The organism is Vibrio sp. 1731, assembly GCF_033339955.1.
Taxonomy (GTDB): domain Bacteria; phylum Pseudomonadota; class Gammaproteobacteria; order Enterobacterales; family Vibrionaceae; genus Vibrio; species Vibrio alginolyticus.
In genome coordinates this window covers 1-21,849 of sequence record NZ_JAWOVO010000010.1, presented here as the reverse complement: position 1 = coordinate 21,849, position 21,849 = coordinate 1, and the positions used below count along the sequence as shown (strand labels likewise).

Annotated in this window: 16 protein-coding genes, 1 tRNA gene and 1 other RNA gene; 13 read left to right on the top strand and 5 right to left on the bottom strand. The window is 43.7% G+C overall.

The window, feature by feature from the left end; all coding sequences use genetic code 11:
• Nucleotides 1-160: 160 nt before the first annotated feature.
• Nucleotides 161-245, bottom strand: a tRNA-Tyr gene (locus R7035_RS13335).
• A 284-nt stretch (nt 246-529) separates the two neighbouring features.
• Here R7035_RS13335 and R7035_RS13330 point away from each other — a divergent pair.
• Together R7035_RS13330 and vmeF are read left to right on the top strand one after the other, a co-directional pair.
• Entirely contained in the window at nt 530-1,624 is a 1,095-nt protein-coding gene (locus R7035_RS13330) for an efflux RND transporter periplasmic adaptor subunit (protein ID WP_005378593.1), read from the top strand.
• Nucleotides 1,624-4,737 (top strand): multidrug efflux RND transporter permease subunit VmeF, encoded by a 3,114-nt coding sequence (gene vmeF, locus R7035_RS13325; protein WP_149191937.1) that lies wholly within the window; start codon nt 1,624-1,626, stop codon nt 4,735-4,737. Before R7035_RS13330 ends, vmeF begins: the two co-directional genes overlap by 1 nt.
• 80 nt (nt 4,738-4,817) lie before the next feature.
• Here the strand turns inward: vmeF and R7035_RS13320 are convergent, their stop codons facing one another.
• The gene (locus tag R7035_RS13320; protein ID WP_047100886.1) at nt 4,818-5,393 is read right to left on the bottom strand and encodes a porin family protein; all 576 of its coding nucleotides are present in this window, start codon (nt 5,391-5,393) and stop codon (nt 4,818-4,820) included.
• A 214-nt stretch (nt 5,394-5,607) separates the two neighbouring features.
• On the opposite strand from R7035_RS13320, the gene R7035_RS13315 reads away from it, so the two are divergent.
• Nucleotides 5,608-5,925: a DUF1244 domain-containing protein gene (locus R7035_RS13315; protein ID WP_256901030.1), complete on the top strand. Its 318-nt coding sequence runs from the start codon at nt 5,608-5,610 to the stop codon at nt 5,923-5,925.
• A gap of 61 nt (nt 5,926-5,986) precedes the next feature.
• Here R7035_RS13315 and R7035_RS13310 read toward each other — a convergent pair whose 3' ends face one another.
• The gene (locus tag R7035_RS13310) at nt 5,987-7,081 is read right to left on the bottom strand and encodes a PLP-dependent cysteine synthase family protein (RefSeq protein WP_005389952.1); all 1,095 of its coding nucleotides are present in this window, start codon (nt 7,079-7,081) and stop codon (nt 5,987-5,989) included.
• Between the two features lie 139 nt (nt 7,082-7,220).
• On the opposite strand from R7035_RS13310, the gene R7035_RS13305 reads away from it, so the two are divergent.
• Both R7035_RS13305 and R7035_RS13300 read left to right on the top strand, forming a co-directional pair.
• Entirely contained in the window at nt 7,221-7,685 is a 465-nt protein-coding gene (locus R7035_RS13305; RefSeq protein WP_005378579.1) for an Lrp/AsnC family transcriptional regulator, read from the top strand.
• Between the two features lie 456 nt (nt 7,686-8,141).
• Nucleotides 8,142-11,183 (top strand): cadherin repeat domain-containing protein, encoded by a 3,042-nt coding sequence (locus tag R7035_RS13300; protein ID WP_262651943.1) that lies wholly within the window; start codon nt 8,142-8,144, stop codon nt 11,181-11,183.
• Between the two features lie 68 nt (nt 11,184-11,251).
• Here the strand turns inward: R7035_RS13300 and tesB are convergent, their stop codons facing one another.
• Complete coding sequence (gene tesB, locus R7035_RS13295) at nt 11,252-12,112, bottom strand: acyl-CoA thioesterase II (RefSeq protein ID WP_005378575.1); 861 nt, start codon at nt 12,110-12,112, stop codon at nt 11,252-11,254.
• Nucleotides 12,113-12,352: 240 nt separating this feature from the next.
• Between tesB and R7035_RS13290 the strand changes: the two genes are divergently transcribed.
• Nucleotides 12,353-12,787 (top strand): YbaY family lipoprotein, encoded by a 435-nt coding sequence (locus tag R7035_RS13290; RefSeq protein WP_262651942.1) that lies wholly within the window; start codon nt 12,353-12,355, stop codon nt 12,785-12,787.
• Nucleotides 12,788-12,817: 30 nt separating this feature from the next.
• On the opposite strand, the gene R7035_RS13285 is transcribed toward R7035_RS13290, so the two are convergent.
• Nucleotides 12,818-13,120 (bottom strand): DNA base-flipping protein, encoded by a 303-nt coding sequence (locus R7035_RS13285; RefSeq protein ID WP_033905036.1) that lies wholly within the window; start codon nt 13,118-13,120, stop codon nt 12,818-12,820.
• 257 nt (nt 13,121-13,377) lie between these two features.
• On the opposite strand from R7035_RS13285, the gene R7035_RS13280 reads away from it, so the two are divergent.
• The 7 genes from R7035_RS13280 (at nt 13,378) to udp (ending at nt 21,674) form a co-directional block, all read left to right on the top strand.
• Nucleotides 13,378-14,121: a hypothetical protein gene (locus R7035_RS13280; RefSeq protein WP_005389942.1), complete on the top strand. Its 744-nt coding sequence runs from the start codon at nt 13,378-13,380 to the stop codon at nt 14,119-14,121.
• Between the two features lie 152 nt (nt 14,122-14,273).
• Nucleotides 14,274-16,277 carry a GGDEF domain-containing protein gene (locus R7035_RS13275; protein WP_017634751.1) on the top strand — a complete coding sequence of 668 codons (2,004 nt, stop codon included), beginning with the start codon at nt 14,274-14,276 and terminating at the stop codon, nt 16,275-16,277.
• A gap of 137 nt (nt 16,278-16,414) precedes the next feature.
• Nucleotides 16,415-16,511: signal recognition particle sRNA small type (gene ffs, locus R7035_RS13270), an RNA gene on the top strand.
• Nucleotides 16,512-16,723: 212 nt separating this feature from the next.
• A complete protein-coding gene (locus tag R7035_RS13265; protein ID WP_005378485.1) occupies nt 16,724-17,458 on the top strand; it encodes an RNA methyltransferase in 735 nt (244 codons plus the stop codon).
• 244 nt (nt 17,459-17,702) lie between these two features.
• A complete protein-coding gene (locus R7035_RS13260) occupies nt 17,703-18,122 on the top strand; it encodes a CBS domain-containing protein (protein WP_005378483.1) in 420 nt (139 codons plus the stop codon).
• A gap of 172 nt (nt 18,123-18,294) precedes the next feature.
• Nucleotides 18,295-20,601 carry a zinc/cadmium/mercury/lead-transporting ATPase gene (locus R7035_RS13255; protein ID WP_318146162.1) on the top strand — a complete coding sequence of 769 codons (2,307 nt, stop codon included), beginning with the start codon at nt 18,295-18,297 and terminating at the stop codon, nt 20,599-20,601.
• A 314-nt stretch (nt 20,602-20,915) separates the two neighbouring features.
• The gene (gene udp / locus R7035_RS13250) at nt 20,916-21,674 is read left to right on the top strand and encodes a uridine phosphorylase (protein ID WP_005378479.1); all 759 of its coding nucleotides are present in this window, start codon (nt 20,916-20,918) and stop codon (nt 21,672-21,674) included.
• Nucleotides 21,675-21,849 lie beyond the last annotated feature (175 nt).

Here is a 21,849-nt window from a genome sequence, read left to right as displayed (position 1 = left end):
GGACGGATTCGAACCATCGAAGGCAGTGCCGGCAGATTTACAGTCTGCTCCCTTTGGCCACTCGGGAACCCCTCCAGGGTATTTTTATACTTAAAAGTTAGTTTCCCAACCTAGCTTCCAAGTTGTTCTCATGTTTAAAGGAAAAACATAAGAAAGAATATGGTGGAGGGGGACGGATTCGAACCATCGAAGGCAGTGCCGGCAGATTTACAGTCTGCTCCCTTTGGCCACTCGGGAACCCCTCCAGAGGATTTTTATACTTAGTAAGATGTTTTCCCAACTCATCTCCCAAGTGCGGAGCGAATCATAGCAAACTCGCTCAGGCTGTAAAGCGTTTTTCTTACGTTTTTACGTTGAATGCTGTCTTTTTGGGCAAAGATGGTAGAAAGTCAGCGTTTTGTTTGTCCTTTGAACAGAAGAGAAGCGCGCTTTTTACTTGAATTTACACTACTTGACGTTAAACACCGTATCTACTGATAAACTGTAAGCAGTTTAATGACATAAGTTTATTCGTTTAGAAGTCAATATCATGAGCATGAAAGCCACGTTATCGTTATCTGTTTTAACGCTTTCTATATTACTGAGTTCTCCATCGGTTTGCGCTGCGATGCGAGGAGGCTCAGCGGTTACCGTTGTGACTGAACAAGTAGAAACGCACGAGATCAATCAATCCTTAACTCTTATCGGCAAATTAAAGGCAGCGGAGTCTGTGGTTGTCGCATCGGAAGTCGCCGGCAAAGTGAATCAAATCGCTGTTAAAGCGAATCAAAATGTCCAGCAAGACCAGCTATTAATTAAGTTAGATGACGATAAGGCTCAAGCCGCTTTGATTGAGGCAAAGGCGTACCTTAAAGATGAACAGCGTAAGTTAAAAGAGTTCCAACGTTTGGTTAAGCGGAATGCGATTACTCAAACTGAAATCGATGCACAAAAAGCCAGTGTTGAAATAGCACAAGCGAGGCTTGATGCTGCTCAAGCCAATTTAGCTGACCTCCATATTACTGCCCCATTTTCTGGCACTGTTGGTTTTATCGATTTTAGCCGCGGCAAAATGGTCAGTGCGGGTACTGAACTTTTGACGTTGGATGATCTTTCCGTCATGGAACTGGATTTACAAGTACCGGAGCGCTATTTATCGATGCTTTCTATTGGTATGGAAGTCATCGCTAAAACCAGTGCATGGGGTAGCCAGACCTTTACTGGTCAAGTCACAGGTATTGATACGCGGATCAGCGCCGAAACACTGAATCTTCGCGTGCGTATTGAGTTTGATAACCCAGAAAATCAATTGAAGCCGGGCATGTTGATGAACGCTTCACTAGCATTTCCTGCTATTAAGGCGCCAATCATTCCTGTTCAAGCACTTGAATACTCCGGAACTAAACGTTTTGTATATGTAATTGATGAAAATAACAAAGCTACTCGTCAAGAAGTGTCGCTAGGTGCTCGTGTTGGTAACGAGGTGGTGATCGAATCTGGTGTTGAGATTGGTGACAAGATTGTGGTTCAAGGCATTGTTAACATGCGTGATGGTGTCGAAGTGAAAGAAATTGTCGCGCCACTAAAAGCGAACACCACGGATGTGACACGCAATGACAGTGAATCGGATGAGGAAGAAAACTAATGTTACTGTCCGACGTTTCAGTTAAACGCCCTGTCGCGGCGTTGGTTCTGAGCATGCTGTTGTGTGTGTTTGGCTTTGTGTCATTCACCAAATTAGCCGTTCGTGAAATGCCTGATATAGAAAGCCCAGTCGTTTCTATCAGTACGCGTTATGAGGGTGCATCGGCGACTATTATTGAAAGCCAAATTACCTCCGTTTTGGAAGACCAGCTTTCTGGGATCAGTGGGGTTGATGAAATTAGCTCCACTACTCGTAACAGCATGTCGCGTATCACGATCACGTTTGAGTTAGGTTACGATCTCAACACAGGTGTGAGCGACGTGCGTGATGCCGTAGCTCGTGCTCAGCGCTCGCTACCTGATGAAGCGGATGACCCTATTGTTTATAAGAACAATGGCTCGGGAGAGGCGTCGCTCTACATCAATCTCAGTTCTGCAGAGATGGACCGTACTCAATTAACGGATTATGCCGAACGTGTATTGATGGACCGCTTTAGCCTGATCTCTGGGGTTAGCTCCATTGATCTCTCCGGTGGTTTGTACAAGGTAATGTACGTGAAGCTTAAGCCAGAACTAATGGCTGGACGTTCAGTTACAGCTTCGGACATTACATCAGCTTTGCGAAGTGAGAACCTAGAAAGCCCAGGTGGTGAAGTTCGCAACGACTCAACAGTAATGTCCGTGCGTACGGCTCGTACTTATAACACGCCTGAAGATTTTCAATATCTTGTCATTAAACGCGCAAGCGACAATACACCTATCTATTTAAAAGATGTAGCAGATGTCTTCATTGGTGCAGAAAACGAAAACTCAACCTTCAAAAGTGATGGTGTAGTAAACATCAGTCTTGGTGTGGTACCGCAGTCAGACGCAAACCCGTTAGAAGTAGCGAAGCTGGTTAGGTCTGAAGTCGATAACATCCAGAAGTTCTTACCAGAAGGTACACGTCTTGCGATAGATTACGACGCGACAGTGTTTATCGAGCGTTCAATCGAAGAGGTGTACAGCACGCTATTTATCACGGGCGGCTTGGTGATTTTGGTGTTGTACATTTTCATCGGTCAAGCTCGTGCAACCTTAATTCCTGCGGTTACGGTACCTGTTTCTCTGATTTCTTCGTTCATTGCCGCGTACTACTTTGGGTTTTCTATCAACTTGATCACCTTGATGGCATTGATATTATCGATTGGTTTGGTGGTGGATGACGCAATTGTGGTTGTAGAGAATATCTTCCACCATATCGAACGCGGTGAATCGCCATTACTCGCCGCATATAAAGGCACAAGAGAGGTTGGTTTTGCTGTTATAGCAACAACATTAGTGCTGGTGATGGTGTTCTTACCGATCTCCTTTATGGATGGCATGGTAGGTCTACTATTTACAGAGTTTTCTGTATTGCTAGCTATGTCGGTCATATTCTCCTCTTTGATTGCCCTGACGCTGACTCCTGTATTAGGTAGTCAGATTTTGAAGGCGAATGTAAAACCAAATCGATTCAATGAAGCGGTTGATCGCTTGTTTAGCAAGCTTGAGAGTGGCTATCGCGCATTATTGAAAGGTGCATTGAAAGTACGTTGGGCTGCTCCGCTGGTGATTCTAGCTTGTTTGGGCGGTAGCTATTTCTTGATGAATCAGGTACCGGCCCAGCTGACCCCACAAGAAGATCGCGGTGTGATATTCGCGTTTGTGCGCGGTGCAGACGCTACGTCATACAATCGTATGTCAGCCAATATGGACATTGTCGAAGACCGATTGATGCCATTACTAGGGCAAGGTTATCTGAAGTCATTCAGCATCCAAACGCCAGCGTTTGGTGGCCAGGCAGGAGACCAGACAGGCTTTGTGATCATGATTCTAGAAGATTGGAACGAACGTGATATCACGGCTCAGCAAGCCCTTAACAAAGTACGGAAAGAATTGGCAGGTATCCCAGATGTTCGAGTGTTCCCATTTATGCCAGGTTTCCAAGGTGGTTCGAGTGAGCCAGTTCAGTTCGTATTAGGCGGCTCTGATTACGATGAGCTCGTTGTTTGGGCTGAAATGCTAAAGAACAAAGCAGAAGAATCACCAATGATGGAAGGAGCAGAGATAGATTACTCGGAAAAAACGCCTGAGTTATTGGTTACAGTTGACCGACAGCGTGCCGCAGAGCTAGGAGTCAGTGTTAAAGACATTTCTGACACCCTAGAAATCATGCTCGGTGGTAAAAGCGAAACGACTTATGTTGAGCGTGGCGAAGAGTACGATGTGTATCTTCGCGGTGATGAAAATAGCTTTAATAATGCTGCAGATTTAAGTCAGATTTATCTGCGCACGAATAGCGGTCAGCTAGTGACGTTAGATGCGGTCACAAAAATTGAAGAAGTGGCGGCCTCTATTCGTCTTTCTCACTACAACAAACAGAAGTCCATCACTATTACTGCCAACCTGTCGGAAGGTTATACATTAGGAGATGCGCTGAATTACCTAGACCAGGAAGCCATCGACAACTTACCGGGTGACATTTCGGTGAGTTATTCGGGGGAGTCGAAAGACTTTAAAGAGAACCAAGCGAGTGTTGCTGTTGTGTTTGCATTGGCACTACTAGTGGCGTATCTCGTGTTGGCGGCTCAGTTTGAAAGCTTCGTAAACCCGTTAGTGGTCATGTTTACGGTGCCGATGGGTGTATTTGGTGGCTTCCTTGGTTTGGTTATTATGGGCCAAGGTATGAATATTTATAGCCAGATCGGCATGATCATGTTGATTGGTATGGTGACGAAAAACGGTATTTTGATCGTAGAATTTGCCAATCAGCTACGTGATCGTGGCGTTGGGTTTGAAAAAGCGATCATTGATGCAGCTGCGCGACGTCTACGTCCAATCTTGATGACTGCGTTTACCACACTTGCTGGCGCAATTCCGTTGATAGTATCGACAGGGGCGGGTTATGAGAGCCGTATTGCCGTGGGTACGGTTATCTTTTTCGGGATGGGGTTTGCGACATTGGTGACCTTGTTTGTTATCCCGGCAATGTACCGATTGATTTCGGCGAAAACACAAGCACCAGGTCATGTAGAAGCAGAGTTAAACAAAGCAATTAGCCATGATACGAAGGGCCGTATAGCGCACCCTTAAATCAAACGTTAAAACATAAAAGCCGAGGTAATAACCTCGGCTTCTCTTTATCGGTTTAAAGTTAGCTCGGAAGCGTTCGATTAGAAGCGTTTCCCTAGGCTGATTTGTACACCTTCGTAGCTGTCGTAAAAATCTTCAAAACCCATATCTGCGACATTATAAATGTACTCTGCGCGTAACCAGATATCTGTACTCATATCCCAATGGACGCCAACACCGATGTTGAATAGTGCGCCTGAGTCATCTGTGACCTTTTGTTCGTTTGGTACGTACATTTCGGCTTGAGTGCCAAGCGCTGTTGCGCGACCGAATAGTGATAGTGGCGTATCGCCTAAGTCATCACTCGTTACAACAGCAGACATACCTGCTTGGTAATAGTGAAGATCTAAGTCAGTTTTTAGAGCATCGTTCTTAAGTTCATTTTGTGAATAGCGCAGAACCCCTTCAAACGCGAGGTATTGGTTTACATGGTAACCCCAGCCAACTGTGATATGTGGTGTTGACCACTCATTGTCTCTATCCGAGCCGAAGTACGGTGTATCAAAACCAACGTTACCAGTACCTAGATAAAAATAAGATTGATGAGCTTGTTCTTGAGCAGCTAAAGTTGGCACGCTAATGGTCAAGGTAGACAATAATAGAATGGCGTTTTTCATAACTAGACGATAACCTTGGTAAAAGACCGTTGTAATGATTTGTTTAAATGTTAATTTAATCAATAGGATGGGTGGTAATTATCATATCAGCTTTTATCAAAGGTAGTGATTTTAGAATGGGAATTGTTGCGCTAAAGCATACTTCTTACTCATGACTACCAACTAACTAGATATGGTGACGAAAGCTAGTCAAATAAGAGAGAAGGAAAGGAAAGTGGCTGAATTCAAATATAAAAACTTGACTCAAGAAGAACAAGATAAGTTAGACGCGGCGACATTTCGCCGTTTATTGGCGCATTTAGATGCCAACAAAGACGTACAAAACATCGACCTGATGATCATTGCGGGCTTCTGTCGCAACTGCTTTAGCAAATGGTATAAATCTGAGGCTGAAAATCTCGGTTTGGATTTAGATATTGATGACGCTCGCGAACGTGTTTACGGCATGACTTACGATGAGTGGAAACAAAATCATCAACCAGCGGCAACGCCAGAACAATTGGCTGCGTTTGAAGCGCGCCAGAAAAAGTAAAACCCAGCGATAAAAACAGCCCGCATGAAGTTGGGCTGTTTTTTAAAGTCCAGTTTGCACGTTAAGCGTTAGTTGAGCCGCAACAAGCTGGCTCAACGCAACCTTTTGCTTGAATGACTTCGAGTTGAGCTAAGTAAGGTTGAATATCGCCGATGTTCTCTTTTACCCATGTTAAGTCATAATACGTATCTAGGTAACGCTCTCCAGAATCACATAGAAGCGTCACGATTGAACCCTTCTCACCGCGTTGTTTCATCTCACAAGCCAATTGCAGCACACCGTAAAGATTGGTGCCTGTTGATGCGCCGACTTTACGCCCAATCAGCTGAGATACCCAATGGGCGGTTGCCACACTGGCTGCGTCTGGAATTTTGCGCATTTCATCAATGACACCAGCAATAAAGCTTGGTTCGACACGTGGTCGCCCGATACCTTCAATTTTGCTGCCAGTATCGCCTTTTAATGAGTGATTACCTGACTGAAAAGCATCGTAAAACACTGAGTTTTCAGGGTCTACCACGCAAAGCTTAGTGTCGTATTTTTGGTAACGAATAAAACGGCCAATGGTTGCTGATGTGCCGCCTGTTCCAGGACTCATCACTACCCAGCTAGGAATCGGGTGATCTTCTAACTCCATTTGGCTAAAGATAGAGTTCGCGATGTTGTTGTTACCGCGCCAGTCAGTAGCGCGTTCAGCATAAGTAAACTGGTCCATGTAGTGACCATTTAGCTCTTGAGCCAAGCGTCGAGACTCGTCATAAATCTGATCTGATCGTTCAACAAGGTGCGCTTTACCACCGTAAAATTCAATTTGTTCGATCTTTTTACGTGCAGTGGTTTTCGGCATGACGGCAATGAACGGTAAGCCAAGTAAACGCGCAAAATACGCTTCCGAAACGGCAGTGCTGCCTGAGGACGCCTCGATTACAGTGGTTTCAGGACCAATCCATCCATTACAAATAGCATAAAGAAACAATGAGCGCGCCAATCGATGCTTAAGAGAGCCTGTAGGGTGCGTACTCTCATCTTTTAGATAGATATCGATACCATCAAGAGAAGGTAGTTCGAGTTTAAATAAGTGAGTATCAGCAGAACGTTGGAAGTCTGCTTCAATTTTACGCACTGCATTGTTGATCCAATTGTGGTCAGTACACATGGCGTCTCTCCTTGGGAAATCGATAGATAAGTATTAGATAGGGATAATTTATCTATAATTTTCGAGAAAAACTTTGCTATTGTTACTCTTAATAAAGATTTTTGTAGAAAAATTTTCTACATTTTATGGGTTTATAGAAATGAGTTTAGATCGAATAGATAAGCAGCTGCTTGCTTTACTACAAACCGACAGCACCTCGTCATTAAATGACGTGGCTGAGCGAGTCAATCTTACTACAACACCATGCTGGAAGCGCTTGAAAAGGTTGGAAGAAGAGGGCTACATCGAAAAACGCGTGGCGTTGTTAAGTGCAGAAAAGCTCGAGCTATCTTTCATTGCATTTGTTCAGTTAAAAACGATTGATCATTCCGAAGGTTGGTATCACCATTTTGTTACAACTGTGAGTGACTTTCCTGAGGTAATGGAGTTTTATCGTATGGCTGGCGAGTATGACTACATGATGAAAGTACTAGTCAAAGATATGAAGTGTTTTGACGAATTCTATAAGCGGTTAGTTAATAGCGTAAAAGGGCTATCTAATGTGACTTCAACATTTGCTATGGAGTCCATTAAATACACAACAGAGTTACCAATCCTAAAATAACTCGCCCTATAAGAATTCTATCTAATGTTAATTCTACCTTTTAGTATTTTAAATGTTAAAAGGTAGTTTGATTATGCTTTTAAAACTATTTCCTATCAGATTTTCATAAATATAAACGATATTTATTCTCTCTTCCATTTTTCATTAACCATTTGTTTTTGCAGTCCATTAATCCCATATATCATAATGAAAGAAAAAATAACGCAATTTTTTCTCTTTCTTTTTCATGTTTTATTTTATTGAATATTAATTTTTACTAAATTAATGGAAGAGTTTGATTTAAACGTTTGCTTTTTGTGTTTTCATGTAATTTGGTCGCTATTTTTGAGTATTTGTTTTTAGGATGAATACAGTAGCAATTACTTAAGTAATAAAGTACTCAAAAATGGGGATAGTGATTAATAAAACATCGTATTATTATCGCCCCATCTTGTATGTAACAAAGTATTACTAAAAATGAACAGAAATTACTATTTGCTTTTTCTCGCAGCTTTACTTGCTGGCTGTGGCGGTGGGGGAGACTCTAAGCCGAACAATACGAAGACACCAACTACGATAACAAAGCAGAACCGTCCGCAATTAAAAGTGGAAGACACGGTATTGAAGTTTGAAGGAGTGGGAACGGTTACTGAAGCAAAACTGAGCAATGTACATGGGTCGGTATCTTACCAAGTCATTGATTCTAATCCGCCAAATGTCGTGAAAATTAATGACTCAGGATTACTACAAATTCTGCGCCCAGGAACGGCGACTATTCTTGCTACAGATAGTAGCTCTGCTTATGAATCTTCTGAAGCAAGATTTTCTGTCACTGTAGAGCGAGGCATCAATACTGAACTTTCAGTGAGTGATCTGAATTTCAATGCGATTGAGTCAGAAGGAAAAGCGTTGATCGTCCGTGGCCAAAAAGGCGAACTGAGTTATGAGGTAGAAAGTGGTCATAACTTGATTCGTGTTGATGAGAACGGTTCGGTATATTCATTAGGTTCAGTTGGTCAGGCATCGGTGCTGATTACTGATTCAGGTAACGACTTTTACTTGCCGAAACAAGTTCGCGCTACGGTTAAACTGCATGCAGTAGCTCCGGGGCAATTACAGTTCGCTTTGCTTGAAGACGAGTATCGAGAAGGGTTGACGTTAGAACCAGTGCGTTTAGATAAAGCTCAAACGCAACGTATTTCTTACAAAATCATAAATAGCGTACCAGACAGCAAGGTGGCCGAGTTGCTAGACCCTGAAACGGGTTTGCTTCTTGTTCATAATGTTGGGCGATTAACGGTTGAAGCGACTGCAACTTACAGCGACGCGTTTCTAGATAAACAGCAAACAGCGCAATTTTTTGTGGATATAAAACAAGGCAAGCGTCAAGAAATCAGCGCAGCGGATATTGTCACAACTTATGAGGAAGGTGGACGAATTTTCCCTAAGGTGACGAACGCCTACGGTGACTATGAGCTGAGAATCATTCGTGGTGAAGACGTTGTCGCTAAAACTGAAAATGGTGAAGCATTACTGATCAAAGGTGTTGGTGCTGCTGAAGTGGAAATTTACGAGCATGACATGCGTAATTATCCTGCAAGCAAAACTCGTTTTGATCTTGAAGTTAATCGCGCGCCTCATCCCGTTATAAAAGACATTGAAATGCCGCTTACCTATCAACCAAATCTTTCAATCCCTCTGGCGTTTAAAGGGCAAAAAGGTAACGTAAATCTAGTTAGCAGCTTACCTAATGGCTTACGAATGACTGACGGCAAGTTGGAGGTAGTGACTGCGGGTGAGTACGACCTTAAGTTTGAAGACGATGGTGGGGAGTTCTACCAACCTATTCAATTTAATGTCGTCATTAAAGTAGCAAAGGCTGAAGGCCAACCCATGGCAACGCACGATTATGACGTTGTATACAGCAACAAATACAGTTTTGATCTTCACCGTGATTTTGGTTTGAGTGCTGACGAGCAAATTGAGATTGTAGATAACACCGCACCAGATGTTGTCGGTGGTTTTAGTGAAGGACGTCTCCATGTGTATAAAGCGGGTAAAGCGACGCTAACTGTGCGCAGAAAAGAGAGCGCGAATTATACTGTTGGTCCTGATCAAAAAGTCTACGTGACAATTTTGAGTGCGCCGAGCCGAATTGAAGTTCAATCCGATGTGGAAGAGATTTGGAAGGTTGGCCAAACATTTGTTGCGCCGAAAATCTCTGGTACGGTTGGGGAAGTTACGTACCGATTTGCAGACAACGCTGCAACAGATGTGGTTTCCTTAAACAGCCAAACGGGTGCCATGCAAATTCTTAACGCGGGTAGCACAAAAATTATTGTTTCGGATGCGGGGGACGACAAAGTGGATCCGGGTGAAAGTAGTTTCTCGGTCACGATTAAACAAGGCACAAACCCTGTATCGGTTACTTACCCAACGGTAGAATTCTCCGCTGGTAGTGTTATCTCACCAGTGATGAGTGGTGGGACTGCGAAGGCAAGTTACCGTCTTATTAACCAAAAAGACCCTGTGGTCGAGCTAGTTTCTCCTGATACAGGGCGTTTGAAAATCCTGCATGCAGGCACGTACCAATTAGAGGTTACCCTTACTGGGCGCAACTACAAAGCTAAAACAATCGTCGTAAATGGCACTATTAACAAAGCGAATCACCCTGGTTTAAGTGCTTCTACAATGAAGGTGGAATTTGAACCATTTAAAAAGGTTAAGCTAGACTTTGGTACACCAATAGGAAACCGCAGCTATCAAATATCCAGCTCAACAATTAAAGGAGTCGCTTCATTAGATGTTGATAAGGAAGAGCTGACGTTACTTGACCTCCCACCAGTAAAAAGACGTTGGATTTCTCTCGACGTTTCGGAAGGAGAATCTCGAGATTACAAAGCGTTGGAAAGTAAGAAAGTCCAGCTGTATCTAAGCTTTGCAGATGAAGGTGTTGCGGATCAATATACATTGCTTGAAACTGAACAAACAGTATTGTTTAGCACGCTAAATGCACGTGAGTTTTCTAACTTAGAAGAAAGTGAGTTTGGTTTGATGAACGTTCGTTCAGTGCGTGAGCCAACGGACGAAGAGTTGAAATTATACGGCAAAGGTAAGATTGCACTACTTGCATTCAAGCCGGTGGGTAACGATGACCAAACTCTAATAAAAGGAGCGTGGGTACACTTAGCTCGATTTGATGGATGTACATCAGAGCTGTTCGAAGATGATCTCAAGCCTTTTGAAGCAATTGACTATGATGACCCAGGGTACTGCACCAACGGCAGCACGATTCGTATGACTCGGTTCTTAATAATTGATGACTCGAAGATGGAAAAGGTAGAGTATGAGTTAGTAGCACCTGTGATTACTTACCGTCGTGGGGTTCGTGAATTTTTAGCAACGAATAAAGGTGGATTCTATGCCGACCCAAATGTCATTTACGGGAAAGGTGAATATGGTTACCCGAAATCACTTTACGAATGGTCGGTTGTTAACATGAAGTATCAACCAAATTAATCATCGTTTGATACCCATTAAAAAAGGAGTGCGGAACAGCACTCCTTTTTTCGTGTAACGAACACGAGCTATTTCGTGTAGCGCATCACCCCTTCTTGCACGGCGGTCGCCACTAAGTGACCTTGCTGGTTGTATATTTCGCCTCGGACCAACCCACGAGTATTGCTCGCCGTTGGGCTCTCTATCGCATATAGAAGCCATTCATCCATCTTAAACGGACGATGGAACCAGATAGAGTGGTCAATGGTGGCCACTTGAAAGTTAGGCGTCATTAATGAGACTTCATGTGGATGCATTGCTGTCACAAGGAATCCCCAATCGGATGCGTAGGCCAGAAGGTACTGGTGAATTAGCTGATTCTCTGGCATTTCACCATTAGCACGAATCCAAAGGTACTGTTTGGGTTCTGCTTTTTTGGGCTTCAAAGGGTTGATAACCGTAACGGGGCGAGTTTCGATTGGCTTTTCCCCGCAAAATGTTTTGCGTAAGCGTTTGGGTAGAAATTCTGCAATATGGCTTGCGAGCTCACTCTCTGAGGCAAAGTTTTCTGGACCAGGGATATCTGGCATTTCTTTTTGATGATCAAACCCAGGTTGATCGCCATGGTAGGATGCGGTTAGGTAAAAAATAGGGCGTCCATTTTGAATTGCTTTTACGCGTCTAGTGCTAAAGCTACGGCCATCTCTCAGATTTTCTACGTCATAAATAATAGGTTTTTCTGGATCGCCAGGGTACAAAAAATAGCTATGGAAGGAGTGTACCGTGCGTGTTTCTTCAACGGTGTAGCGCGCAGCAGAAAGTGCTTGCCCAATTACTTGACCGCCATAAACTTGAGGCAAACCTAGGTTTTCACTTTGGCCACGAAACAAGCCTTCTTCTAATTTTTCGAGTTGTAGTAGGCTGAGCAATTCTCGTAGTGGTTTACTCATTGTGTCTCCTCACCGTTGTCTTTCATTCCAAGTTACCTCAACAGCCTCACTCTTGTGAAGTAGCATAGTTAAGAACTATTGAGTAACTTAGAAATAGTATTGTTCCAATTATGAAACAAAATCAATTGTTTGATAAATTCTAACTCAGTCAAACTATTGTCAAATAAAATGACAGGAAGCAGACAGTTTTATATTCCACACCTATAATTGCTTCGGTTTAATGCTCTTTTCGAGGAATATATGAAAAAAACACTACTACTTGTTACTTCTCTACTCTTTGGGGCTGCGTTAGTGGGTTGCCAAACTTCTCAAAATACAGAAATGGAATCTACAGAGGCGTCAATGAAGACGATTACAGGTACAGTGGCTTATCGCGAGCGGATTGCCTTGCCACCAAACGCAGTGGTTACTATTGCGTTAGAAGATGTGTCCTTGGCGGATGCGCCAGCAAAAGTGTTGGCGAAACAGACATTCGAAACAGAAGGTAAGCAAGTTCCTCTTTCTTTTGAGTTGAGTTACGACAGCAATGAAATCAAACCAAACCATCGTTACAGCGTTCGTGCTCGCATTGAGGTAGATGGAAAGCTGCGTTTTATCAGCGGCACACATAACGGTGTTATTACAGATGAAGCACAAACTCACCAATTAGATATTCGTCTAGTTGGAACACGTTAATACGACGTACTGAGAACAAAAAATGGCAGCTTAAGGCTGCCATTTGTATTTTTTAAGTGAAGTTTTGCCAACTTCCGAGACTTCAATCCCTTCTGCTTCTAATTTCTTTTTTTGTCGCTCTAAGTCTCTGCCTTTTAAAGATATTTTTCCTTGGCTATTTACCACTCTAAACCAGGGGAGTTTGCTGTCTTCTGGTAGGTTACCCAGTGCTTTACCAACATGTCTCGCATAGCCCGGATAACCGGCCATTTTTGCAATTTCCCCATAGGTGGAGACTTTTCCTTTTGGAATTTGGTGAATTACAGCAAAGATTTGCGCTAAAAATTGGTCCATACTCAAAAGTGTCTATTTTGGATTACTAAGGAATGGTAAACCATTGGACTTGTATATTGCTAACGGTTCTTAACCCTTGTGTTTTCAGCGACTCACTTTGAAGAATTACATTTTCTGTTCTTTAGTGTCGTTGGTTGATGAGCCTTAAACAGCATGAAGCAAACGCAAGCTAAGCTTGAATCTAGACCCTCTCAACGACTTTCAATCCCAGTTTTTGCCGTTGAGTTACCAAGTAGGTGGGGAAGCCAGGAGGCGCTATGATTTTATCGACACTTCAATTTTTCGTTACGACCTTACTCGCTGTTGTCTGCGTTCGGGCGATGAGTTTGAGCGAGGGTGACATTCCCGTTCTTGCACTTATGATCCCCGCGCTGTGGGTTCTGCCACAAGGTGGGTTCGCTGGCTTAGTATTGCTGGGCGCGATGATGGCTTTTGGTGCGACACTCTCAATGCAGCCAATTGCTTTGTCGGTTGGTGTTTTGATCCTTTTCCCACTTTTAATGGTGGTGTTTTCTCGTAGAAGCTCTTTAGGCGTGTTGCTCACCGCTGGTCTTATTGTACTTACACTGCAAGTTGGTCTTATGGTCACACAGCAAGGCGGTAAGCTGGATGGGTCTGCTTGGGTTACAGTGGTTCAAACCATTGCGGTTATGGCGATGTGGTGGTCGGCTGCGCATTGGACGCCATCCAATAAACACAGCTGGTGGCCGTTGTTTTTGTTGCTCCCTTTGTGGATTGCAGGCCTACCGTACGCCGTTCTTATGGCGTTAAGTTTGACGGGAATGTTAGCGTCAATGGAAGCACTTGCGAAGCTTCAACATACCATTCGTTGGAGCAAATTATTATGTTGGACATTGCCGACTGTGGGTTTTGCCGCCTTAGTCGTCAGCCCGACCACGGATGTGCCAAACCCTGTTTTCGTGGTTTGGATCTGTTTGTTAGGGACGGCTTGGATGACTGACTATATTTTACGTAGTAGCGATGAACAGGCTGAATTATGAGTTTTTAGTCAGGTAAAAAGTGACATGTGCGGCAGAGTATCGAATTGGTTGTGGAACAAAATGGAGATTAGTATATGTTCTTCATTTCATATTTACTACACTTCCAATAATAATAACCACAATATAAGTGGTTGATTTAAGATAAGTTTGTCATGACAACTTTTGCTCGAACACTGTTGCTTTTTGCATGTTGCCTCTTGAGTTTGAATGTAAAAGCCGAAGCCCCTTTAATTGCTCATTATAAAGTCGCGACTGAAGCGGATGATGTCGTCACTCGTGTTCTTTTCAATGCTGCTTCAAAGGAGTTTGGCTTTACCGTTCAATACGTGAACTACTCCAGCTTTGATGCCATTCTAAATTCAGTAGCGAATGGGGAAGCGGACTTTGCTGCGAATATCACTTACACACAAGAACGTGCTCAACGTTTTAGTTATTCCCGCCCAACAAATATCGAATATACCTACCTCTTTGGTTTAAAAGATTCGACGTTGAGTGACATTTCGCGTGTTGGCGTCCCCAAAGATACAGTTTATGCCCAATTACTTAAACAACACTACCCTGAGCTAGAACAGATCTCTTATCAAGGTCACGAACAAGCAGTAACACTGCTACGTTCAGGTGCTGTGGATGGCGTTGTCGATGCCATTAACCAGCTCAAGCCGATGCTGATGGAGGGGTTTGACGCCAAGATGCTCAATGATCAGATTTCGATAAAGCCCGTATCCATCATCAGTAAAAAAGATCATCATCTTGAAGAGTTGGACACGTTCGCTACGTTTATTCACGGGGAAGCGGTGCAAAAGCAGCTTCGCGAAGAAATTTCCCAGTATCAATTTGAATTAAGGCGAGCAGCGTTGCGTGATTCTATTCGTTTATTACCCCTTGATTTTAATGAACCAATACGGATTAAGCTCGAATCTATCTTTCCATATGTTGTATACAACGCAGATGGTAGTGTCGAAGGGATGACGGCTGATGTAGTCCTGAGAAGCTGTGAGATCTTGGCTTTAAACTGCTTGATCATTAGTGAGCCTGGTGAAAGCTGGGGTTCTATGTACCATGAGTTTATCCAAGGTAATTTCGAAATTTTGGCGCCGTTAACGGTCAGCCGTGAGCGGCGCGCATTTAGCTACTTTCCAAAGCCCCATTACGCGCCAGCATCGGTGATGGTCAAGCGTTTAGGTTACAAACCGAGCACATACTCTCATGTTTCACAGTTGATATCTGAGCGGATTGGCGTAGTTAAGGATGACTTTTTCGATCAAATGATGACGCAACTGTTACCGCTAAAAGAACTCAAACGTTATCGTACCCAACAAGAGCTCATTCAGGGGCTACTAAATGAAGAAGTCGATTACATTCCGATGGATACGGCGATGCTCAATCATTTTTTACGTCTCAGTGAATTGGTTCCGATAGAGCAGGATACCGCTATTGGCGAGTTTTATGAGTCACAACTCTCTGTTGGATTGGTCGCGAATGAAAAAGGAGCCATGCTTGCGCCTTTCTTCAGTCGAGCGATAGCGATGTTAGAAGTTGATAAGATCATTGCTCAGTACGATGTACGCCCAGATTGGCGTACCGCACTTGAATATGAGATTCGATTAGCGACGCAAACACAAGCTGTGTTTATCTTTGTGTTATTGTTTGCTATTTGTGTTTCGCTTTATCTTTACCGTCAATCGAACACTGACAACTTAACAGGGTTAAGGAACCGTCGTGCGTTGCAAGTAAAGTATCGAAAAGGAGTAAACAAAGATCTATCCATACTTTACTTAGACATTAATCATTTCAAACGAATCAATGACACTTATGGGCATCGCGCTGGGGACGAAGTTTTACAACTACTGGCACTAAAAATTCATTATGTCTGGTCGGGAAGATGTTATCGAATTGGAGGGGATGAGTTCATATTGCTGGGTTATCCAACGCAAGCCGAGTTAACTAGAGCAATGAGAGAGCTCAGTAGAATCGACGTGAAAGGCAAATTATGTAGTGATTTGGAGTCTATAAGTATCTCTATTGGTTTCTCTGCAAAAAGGGAACGGCACATGAGCTTAGAGCAAGCGATGCATTTGGCTGATGAAGACATGTACATGAGTAAGCAGTCCTCACGGCACGACTCCTCTTATCGTGACTGTACGGTTTCATCATAAAGGAATGAATTGATCGAGTTTTGTTCAAACGGTAATGAAATGATGAAATTCAAGGTTTTTGCTCTTGCATTGTGAGAGCTGATACTGAATAATCGCCCCATCGATTGAGGCAAGACCTCTCGAAAAGAATTATGGGGCTCTGGTCCTCTCGCAACAATAGCTCGTGAACTCGGTCAGGTCCGGAAGGAAGCAGCCGCAGCGTGTGACTTGTGTGCCGGGATGTGGCTGGGGTCCCACCCTTTGAAAGCCCTGCGTTATCGCAGGGCTTTTTTCGTTTTTGAGCCTTCTTTTATTTTGGCTACGCTTGGTGTTCAACGTCTTCTGATGATCAAGCTTCTTGAGGTTATTTAGGTATAATTTATAATCTCATCCGCTCGATACCGAACTTTCGTGAAGATTGTTTAGGGTACGCTCGTCGAATAACCATTTTCACCTGGGATACTTTAATGATTTCAAAAAACCAATTAAAACTGCTTCGTGCTTTAGGTCAAAAGAAACAGCGTAAAGCGCATGGCTTATTCCTAGTTCAGGGTGAAAAGAACGTACTAGAGCTAGCAAGTAGTTCATTGAAGGTGAAGCAGGTTTTTGCAACAGCAGCATTTCTCGAACAAAATGCTGGTACGCTAAATCGTTTTGATTGTGTTGAAGCATCGCTTGATGAATTGACCAAAGCGAGCACGCTTGTGAGCAATAATGCGGCCATTGCTGTGGTTGAAATTCCGAGTGTAAAAGAGCCTCAAGCGAAAGGCTTGATGATTGCGCTAGATGGTGTATCCGACCCTGGTAATCTAGGTACGATTATTCGTGTAGCAGACTGGTATGGCATCAAGCACATTATTGCGAGTACAGATTGTGCTGATCCTTATAATCCTAAAACGATCAGTGCGACCATGGGCAGCTTTGGCCGCGTACAAGTGAGTTTGGTGGATTTGCCAAGTTACTTGGAACACGCCAAATTGCCAGTATATGGCGCGTTTTTGGAAGGAGAGAGCGTTCATAAAACGGATTTCGCTGCTGAAGGTATTTTGTTGATGGGCAGCGAATCTCATGGTGTGCGCGAAGCCGCAGCAAAATTCGTGACAGATAAGATCACGATTCCAGCGTTTGGCGGTGCCGAATCACTGAATGTCGCGATGGCGACTGGCATTATTTTAGACAACATGCGCCGCCAACATAGCTAACGCAACAATTACATAATAACAAAGCCAGTCAATTGACTGGCTTTGTTGTATTTTGCCTAGAAAAATCAGCCTGGCTGAATCTTGCGTTTAACGAAATACAGTGAATGTTGTTCGGTGAGTTAATTTTGTTTTAGTTCAATAGGCTGTGCCTATAAATAAAATTACTCCTTTCCATTTAGTAAAATCAGGAAATTAGGCGACACTTATCTAAAGGCCGCAATAAAATGCCCTTAAGGAGATAAGAATGCATTCATTAAAAGTAAAAGATTACATGACGTTGCAAGCGGTGACTTTCACGAAAGATATGTCACTTTCGGCAGCTTTAAACAAAGTAATGCAAAGTGTCACACTAGGTGGCCCTGTCATTGATGAAAATGAAAAAGTGGTTGGGTTTTTATCGGAGCAAGACTTATTAGATAAGTTGGTGAAAGCAAGTTATCACTGCCAAGATACACATACGGTACAAGAGTGTATGCATGATGATGTCTTATCTGTTTCTCCAGAAATGTCAGTAATTGAACTGGCTGACATGATGAAAGTTGGAAAGCCGAAAATGTATCCAGTGGTGGATGGCAAAGGTAAGTTGGTTGGTGTTATCACAAGAAGAGACGTGCTGCGTGCCATCGGAATGACATTAAATGAGTGTTTTAAGCATCCCGTTTAACCTCTCTGTTTAAATTTTACGGAATATTGCTTTTAAACTGGTTTGGAAAGACGCTTCGGCGTCTTTTTTATTTTCTATCGCCGAACTGTACAAATTTATCTTGACCTTGGAGCTTACTCTAAGGTTTACCCTTAGCAATAGGTAAATCACCGATACCAATAAGGAAAAAATTATGTGTACAAAACATCAAGGTTGCCAATCTAGCAAAATCAAAACTGCGGTGCCGCTTGGTGCAAGCGAGTCATGCTGTGCGCCAGTAAAATCTTCGCTCAATATCTCTCAGGCCAGTGTTGATGTTTCTGAAAGCTCTTGCTGTAGTGGAGGAGGCTGCAGCGTTGACACAGGCGAGGAAGACGATCCCACAAGGGAGAGTAATTCCTCCGTTCGGAACGCTTGGCTTGTGTCAGGTATGGATTGCCCATCTTGTGCGCAAAAGCTTGAGAAAGCCATTACGTCTTTACAAGGCGTCAGCCAAGCCAAGGTTTTGTTTGCAACAGAAAAACTGGTCGTCGATTTTGATGGTCGAGAGCTGATAGCTACGATAGAGCAGACAGCCCAAAAAACGGGTTTCCCGCTCTCTTCACTTGATGCTCCAAAACCAAGCACTACAAAGAAAGGCTGGCTTGGCGTCATAAGAGACAACATCCAAATTCTCTCGATTGCTGGTGCAATGGCTACTGCGGCAGTCATTTCTAAGATCGACCCTCAAATAAGCGCTTGGTTATTCACTTTGACGTGTTTACTTGGTTTATACCCAATCGCGCTCAAAGCATTTAAGTTGGCGCGTAGCGGTACGCCTTTTGCGATTGAAACGTTAATGAGTGTAGCGGCGCTCGGCGCTTTATATTTAGGTGAAACCGCCGAAGCCGCAATGGTGTTATTGCTTTTCCTTATTGGTGAAAAGTTAGAAGCATATGCATCATCTCGCGCGCGAAGCGGTGTCCAGGCGTTAATGGACTTAGTCCCAGAAAATTCAATTTTAATTATTGATGGAGAGCGTAAAGAAGTACCAGCTGCTCAGCTTAAACCAGGGGATATCATAGAAGTCGCCCCCGGAGGTCGTTTGCCTGCCGACGGTGTTTTGCAAGATGCGCTTGCGAGTTTTGACGAAAGTGCGTTAACGGGAGAATCTGTTCCCGTTGAACATCAAACCGGTGGCAAAGTGATGGCCGGGGCTGTGGTTGTCGATAAAGTGGTTCGTTTACAGGTGACTTCCCGTCAGGGCGAGAATGCGATAGATCGAATTCTTCATTTGATTGAAGAAGCAGAATCCCGTAAGGCACCATTAGAACGCTTTCTTGATAAATTTAGCCGTTGGTATACGCCACTAATGATGTTGGTGTCTCTGATGGTTATCGTTACGCCGCCATTACTATTTGCCCAACCGTGGGAAACGTGGATCTATCGAGGACTCGCCCTGCTGTTGATTGCTTGTCCATGTGCATTAGTCATTTCAACGCCTGCGGCGATCACTTCTGGCTTGGCGGCAGCGGCTAAGCGGGGCGCATTGATCAAAGGTGGAGCGGCGCTTGAGTTGCTTGGCAAGGTTGAGTCTGTCGCATTTGATAAAACTGGGACACTGACGCAAGGTAAACCAGAAGTGACCGACGTCTTTGCTTTTGATATGGATGAAGACAAGTTACTTAGCCTAACTGCGTCAATCGAGGTTGGTTCAAGTCATCCTCTAGCGGTTTCTTTAGTTACCAAAGTGCAAGAGCAGGGGCTTACTATTCCTGAAGCGTTGGATAAAACCGCGCAAGTAGGCTCTGGTGTCACTGGTTACGTCGATGGAAAAATGGTCCAAGTGGTCACGCCTTCAAAGGCAGACTTTCCACTTTCTCAAGAAGCCAAAGAGCAAGTGGTTACGTTGGAACAACAAGGTAAAACGGTTGTCATTGTTCGTTACGATGACGAGGTCATTGGCGTGATCGCATGGCAAGATACATTGCGCTCAGATGCCCAGCAAGCCATCGCAATGTTGAAGGAACTTGGGGTCACGTCGGTGATGCTAACGGGTGACAACCCGAGAAGTGCAGAAGCAATGGCAAATAGAATAGGCTTGGATTATAAAGCGAGTTTGTTACCTGCAGACAAGGTGCATTACGTCGAGAAACTATCACAACAACATACCGTTGCGATGGTGGGAGACGGTATCAATGATGCTCCAGCCATGAAAGCTTCGAGCATTGGTATTGCGATGGGAGGCGGTACGGATGTTGCGCTCGAGACTGCTGATGCGGCGTTAACACACAACCGGTTGATTGAGCTACCTGCCATGATAGAACTGTCTCGTGCGACGCTAAGTAACATTCGTCAGAATGTCGCGTTAGCGCTAGGTTTGAAAGGTGTATTCTTAATGACAAGTTTACTTGGGGTTACTGGGTTGTGGGTTGCAGTATTAGCTGACAGTGGTGCAACAGCACTGGTGACATTGAATGCGTTGAGATTACTTCGTTTTGAGTCCAAACAGATCAAATAACTGACCTAACCAATGATCCCACTCATTAATAGCCCGAGGCATTCGTGTATCGGGCTTTTTTTAACCGTATTCACCTGATGCGATCAGACGTTTTTCTCGTCCTTGAAATCACGCATTGCTATGCAACAAAATGATTTAACGCCCCTTAAAGTGTGATCAATACCAGTTTTGTTTGAAATTTCATTTTCATTACATTTTGTCATTGTGATTGTGATCACTCTATGTTGGTGAAAGGTTCGCTACAGTGCATCTGTACCCAATAACTGATTAATGAGCTTATTGTTCATAAAATAAGCCACAATAAGGAGCGACTTATGTCTCAAGCTGTATTCCATTTAGGTGTTACTGAAGCTGATCTTAATGGTGCGACTCTAGCGATCATTCCTGGTGACCCAGCGCGTGTTCAAAAAATCGCAGAACAAATGGAAAATCCAGTATTTCTAGCAAGCCATCGTGAATACACGCTATACCGTGCAGAGCTAGACGGTAAACCTGTTGTGGTTTGTTCTACAGGTATTGGTGGTCCTTCTACCTCTATCGCAGTTGAGGAATTGGCACAGCTTGGTGTTCGTACTTTCCTACGTGTTGGTACAACGGGTGCAATTCAACCGCATGTAAACGTGGGTGACATGATCGTAACGACGGGGTCAGTTCGTCTTGACGGTGCGAGCCTACACTTTGCTCCTATGGAATTCCCAGCAGTTGCTGACTTTGAAGTAGCAACCGCAATGAAAGCAGCGGTAGAAGAGTCTGGCGCTACAGTTCACATGGGTGTGACTGCATCAAGCGACACGTTCTACCCTGGTCAAGAACGTTACGATACGTTCTCTGGTCGTGTTGTTAAGCGTTTCCAAGGCTCTATGCAAGAATGGCAAGACATGGGCGTACTTAACTTCGAGATGGAGTCTGCAACACTGCTAACAATGTGTGCGAGCTCTGGTTTAAAAGCGGGTTGTGTGGCAGGTGTTATCATCAACCGTACACAAAAAGAGATTCCAGATCATTCAACTCTGAAAGAAACGGAAGCGCGTTCAATTAAAGTGGTTGTAGAAGCAGCGCGTAAAATGCTTTAAGCCCCTATAGTTGGCATTTAAACAAACAGAAAAAACCAGAGGCTAACCTCTGGTTTTTTTCTAGTTATAGAAATGCGTACAGCTAAAATTTAGGTATAAAAAAAGGTTCATCGCGGCTTTCCGGGGAAAGCCGCTTTTATCTTTAAGAAGAAGTAATCAGTATCTCGATATCCAT

Bases quoted from the DNA above. Each gene is read 5' to 3' on its own strand.
- R7035_RS13330 (WP_005378593.1), top strand. From the start codon at position 530: ATGAGCATGAAAGCCACGTTATCGTTATCTGTTTTAACGCTTTCTATA.
- vmeF (WP_149191937.1), top strand. From the start codon at position 1,624: ATGTTACTGTCCGACGTTTCAGTTAAACGCCCTGTCGCGGCGTTGGTT.
- R7035_RS13320 (WP_047100886.1), bottom strand. From the start codon at position 5,393: ATGAAAAACGCCATTCTATTATTGTCTACCTTGACCATTAGCGTGCCA.
- R7035_RS13310 (WP_005389952.1), bottom strand. From the start codon at position 7,081: ATGTGTACTGACCACAATTGGATCAACAATGCAGTGCGTAAAATTGAA.
- R7035_RS13305 (WP_005378579.1), top strand. From the start codon at position 7,221: ATGAGTTTAGATCGAATAGATAAGCAGCTGCTTGCTTTACTACAAACC.
- R7035_RS13300 (WP_262651943.1), top strand. From the start codon at position 8,142: ATGAACAGAAATTACTATTTGCTTTTTCTCGCAGCTTTACTTGCTGGC.
- tesB (WP_005378575.1), bottom strand. From the start codon at position 12,112: ATGAGTAAACCACTACGAGAATTGCTCAGCCTACTACAACTCGAAAAA.
- R7035_RS13290 (WP_262651942.1), top strand. From the start codon at position 12,353: ATGAAAAAAACACTACTACTTGTTACTTCTCTACTCTTTGGGGCTGCG.
- R7035_RS13285 (WP_033905036.1), bottom strand. From the start codon at position 13,120: ATGGACCAATTTTTAGCGCAAATCTTTGCTGTAATTCACCAAATTCCA.
- R7035_RS13280 (WP_005389942.1), top strand. From the start codon at position 13,378: ATGATTTTATCGACACTTCAATTTTTCGTTACGACCTTACTCGCTGTT.
- R7035_RS13275 (WP_017634751.1), top strand. From the start codon at position 14,274: ATGACAACTTTTGCTCGAACACTGTTGCTTTTTGCATGTTGCCTCTTG.
- R7035_RS13265 (WP_005378485.1), top strand. From the start codon at position 16,724: ATGATTTCAAAAAACCAATTAAAACTGCTTCGTGCTTTAGGTCAAAAG.
- R7035_RS13260 (WP_005378483.1), top strand. From the start codon at position 17,703: ATGCATTCATTAAAAGTAAAAGATTACATGACGTTGCAAGCGGTGACT.
- R7035_RS13255 (WP_318146162.1), top strand. From the start codon at position 18,295: ATGTGTACAAAACATCAAGGTTGCCAATCTAGCAAAATCAAAACTGCG.
- udp (WP_005378479.1), top strand. From the start codon at position 20,916: ATGTCTCAAGCTGTATTCCATTTAGGTGTTACTGAAGCTGATCTTAAT.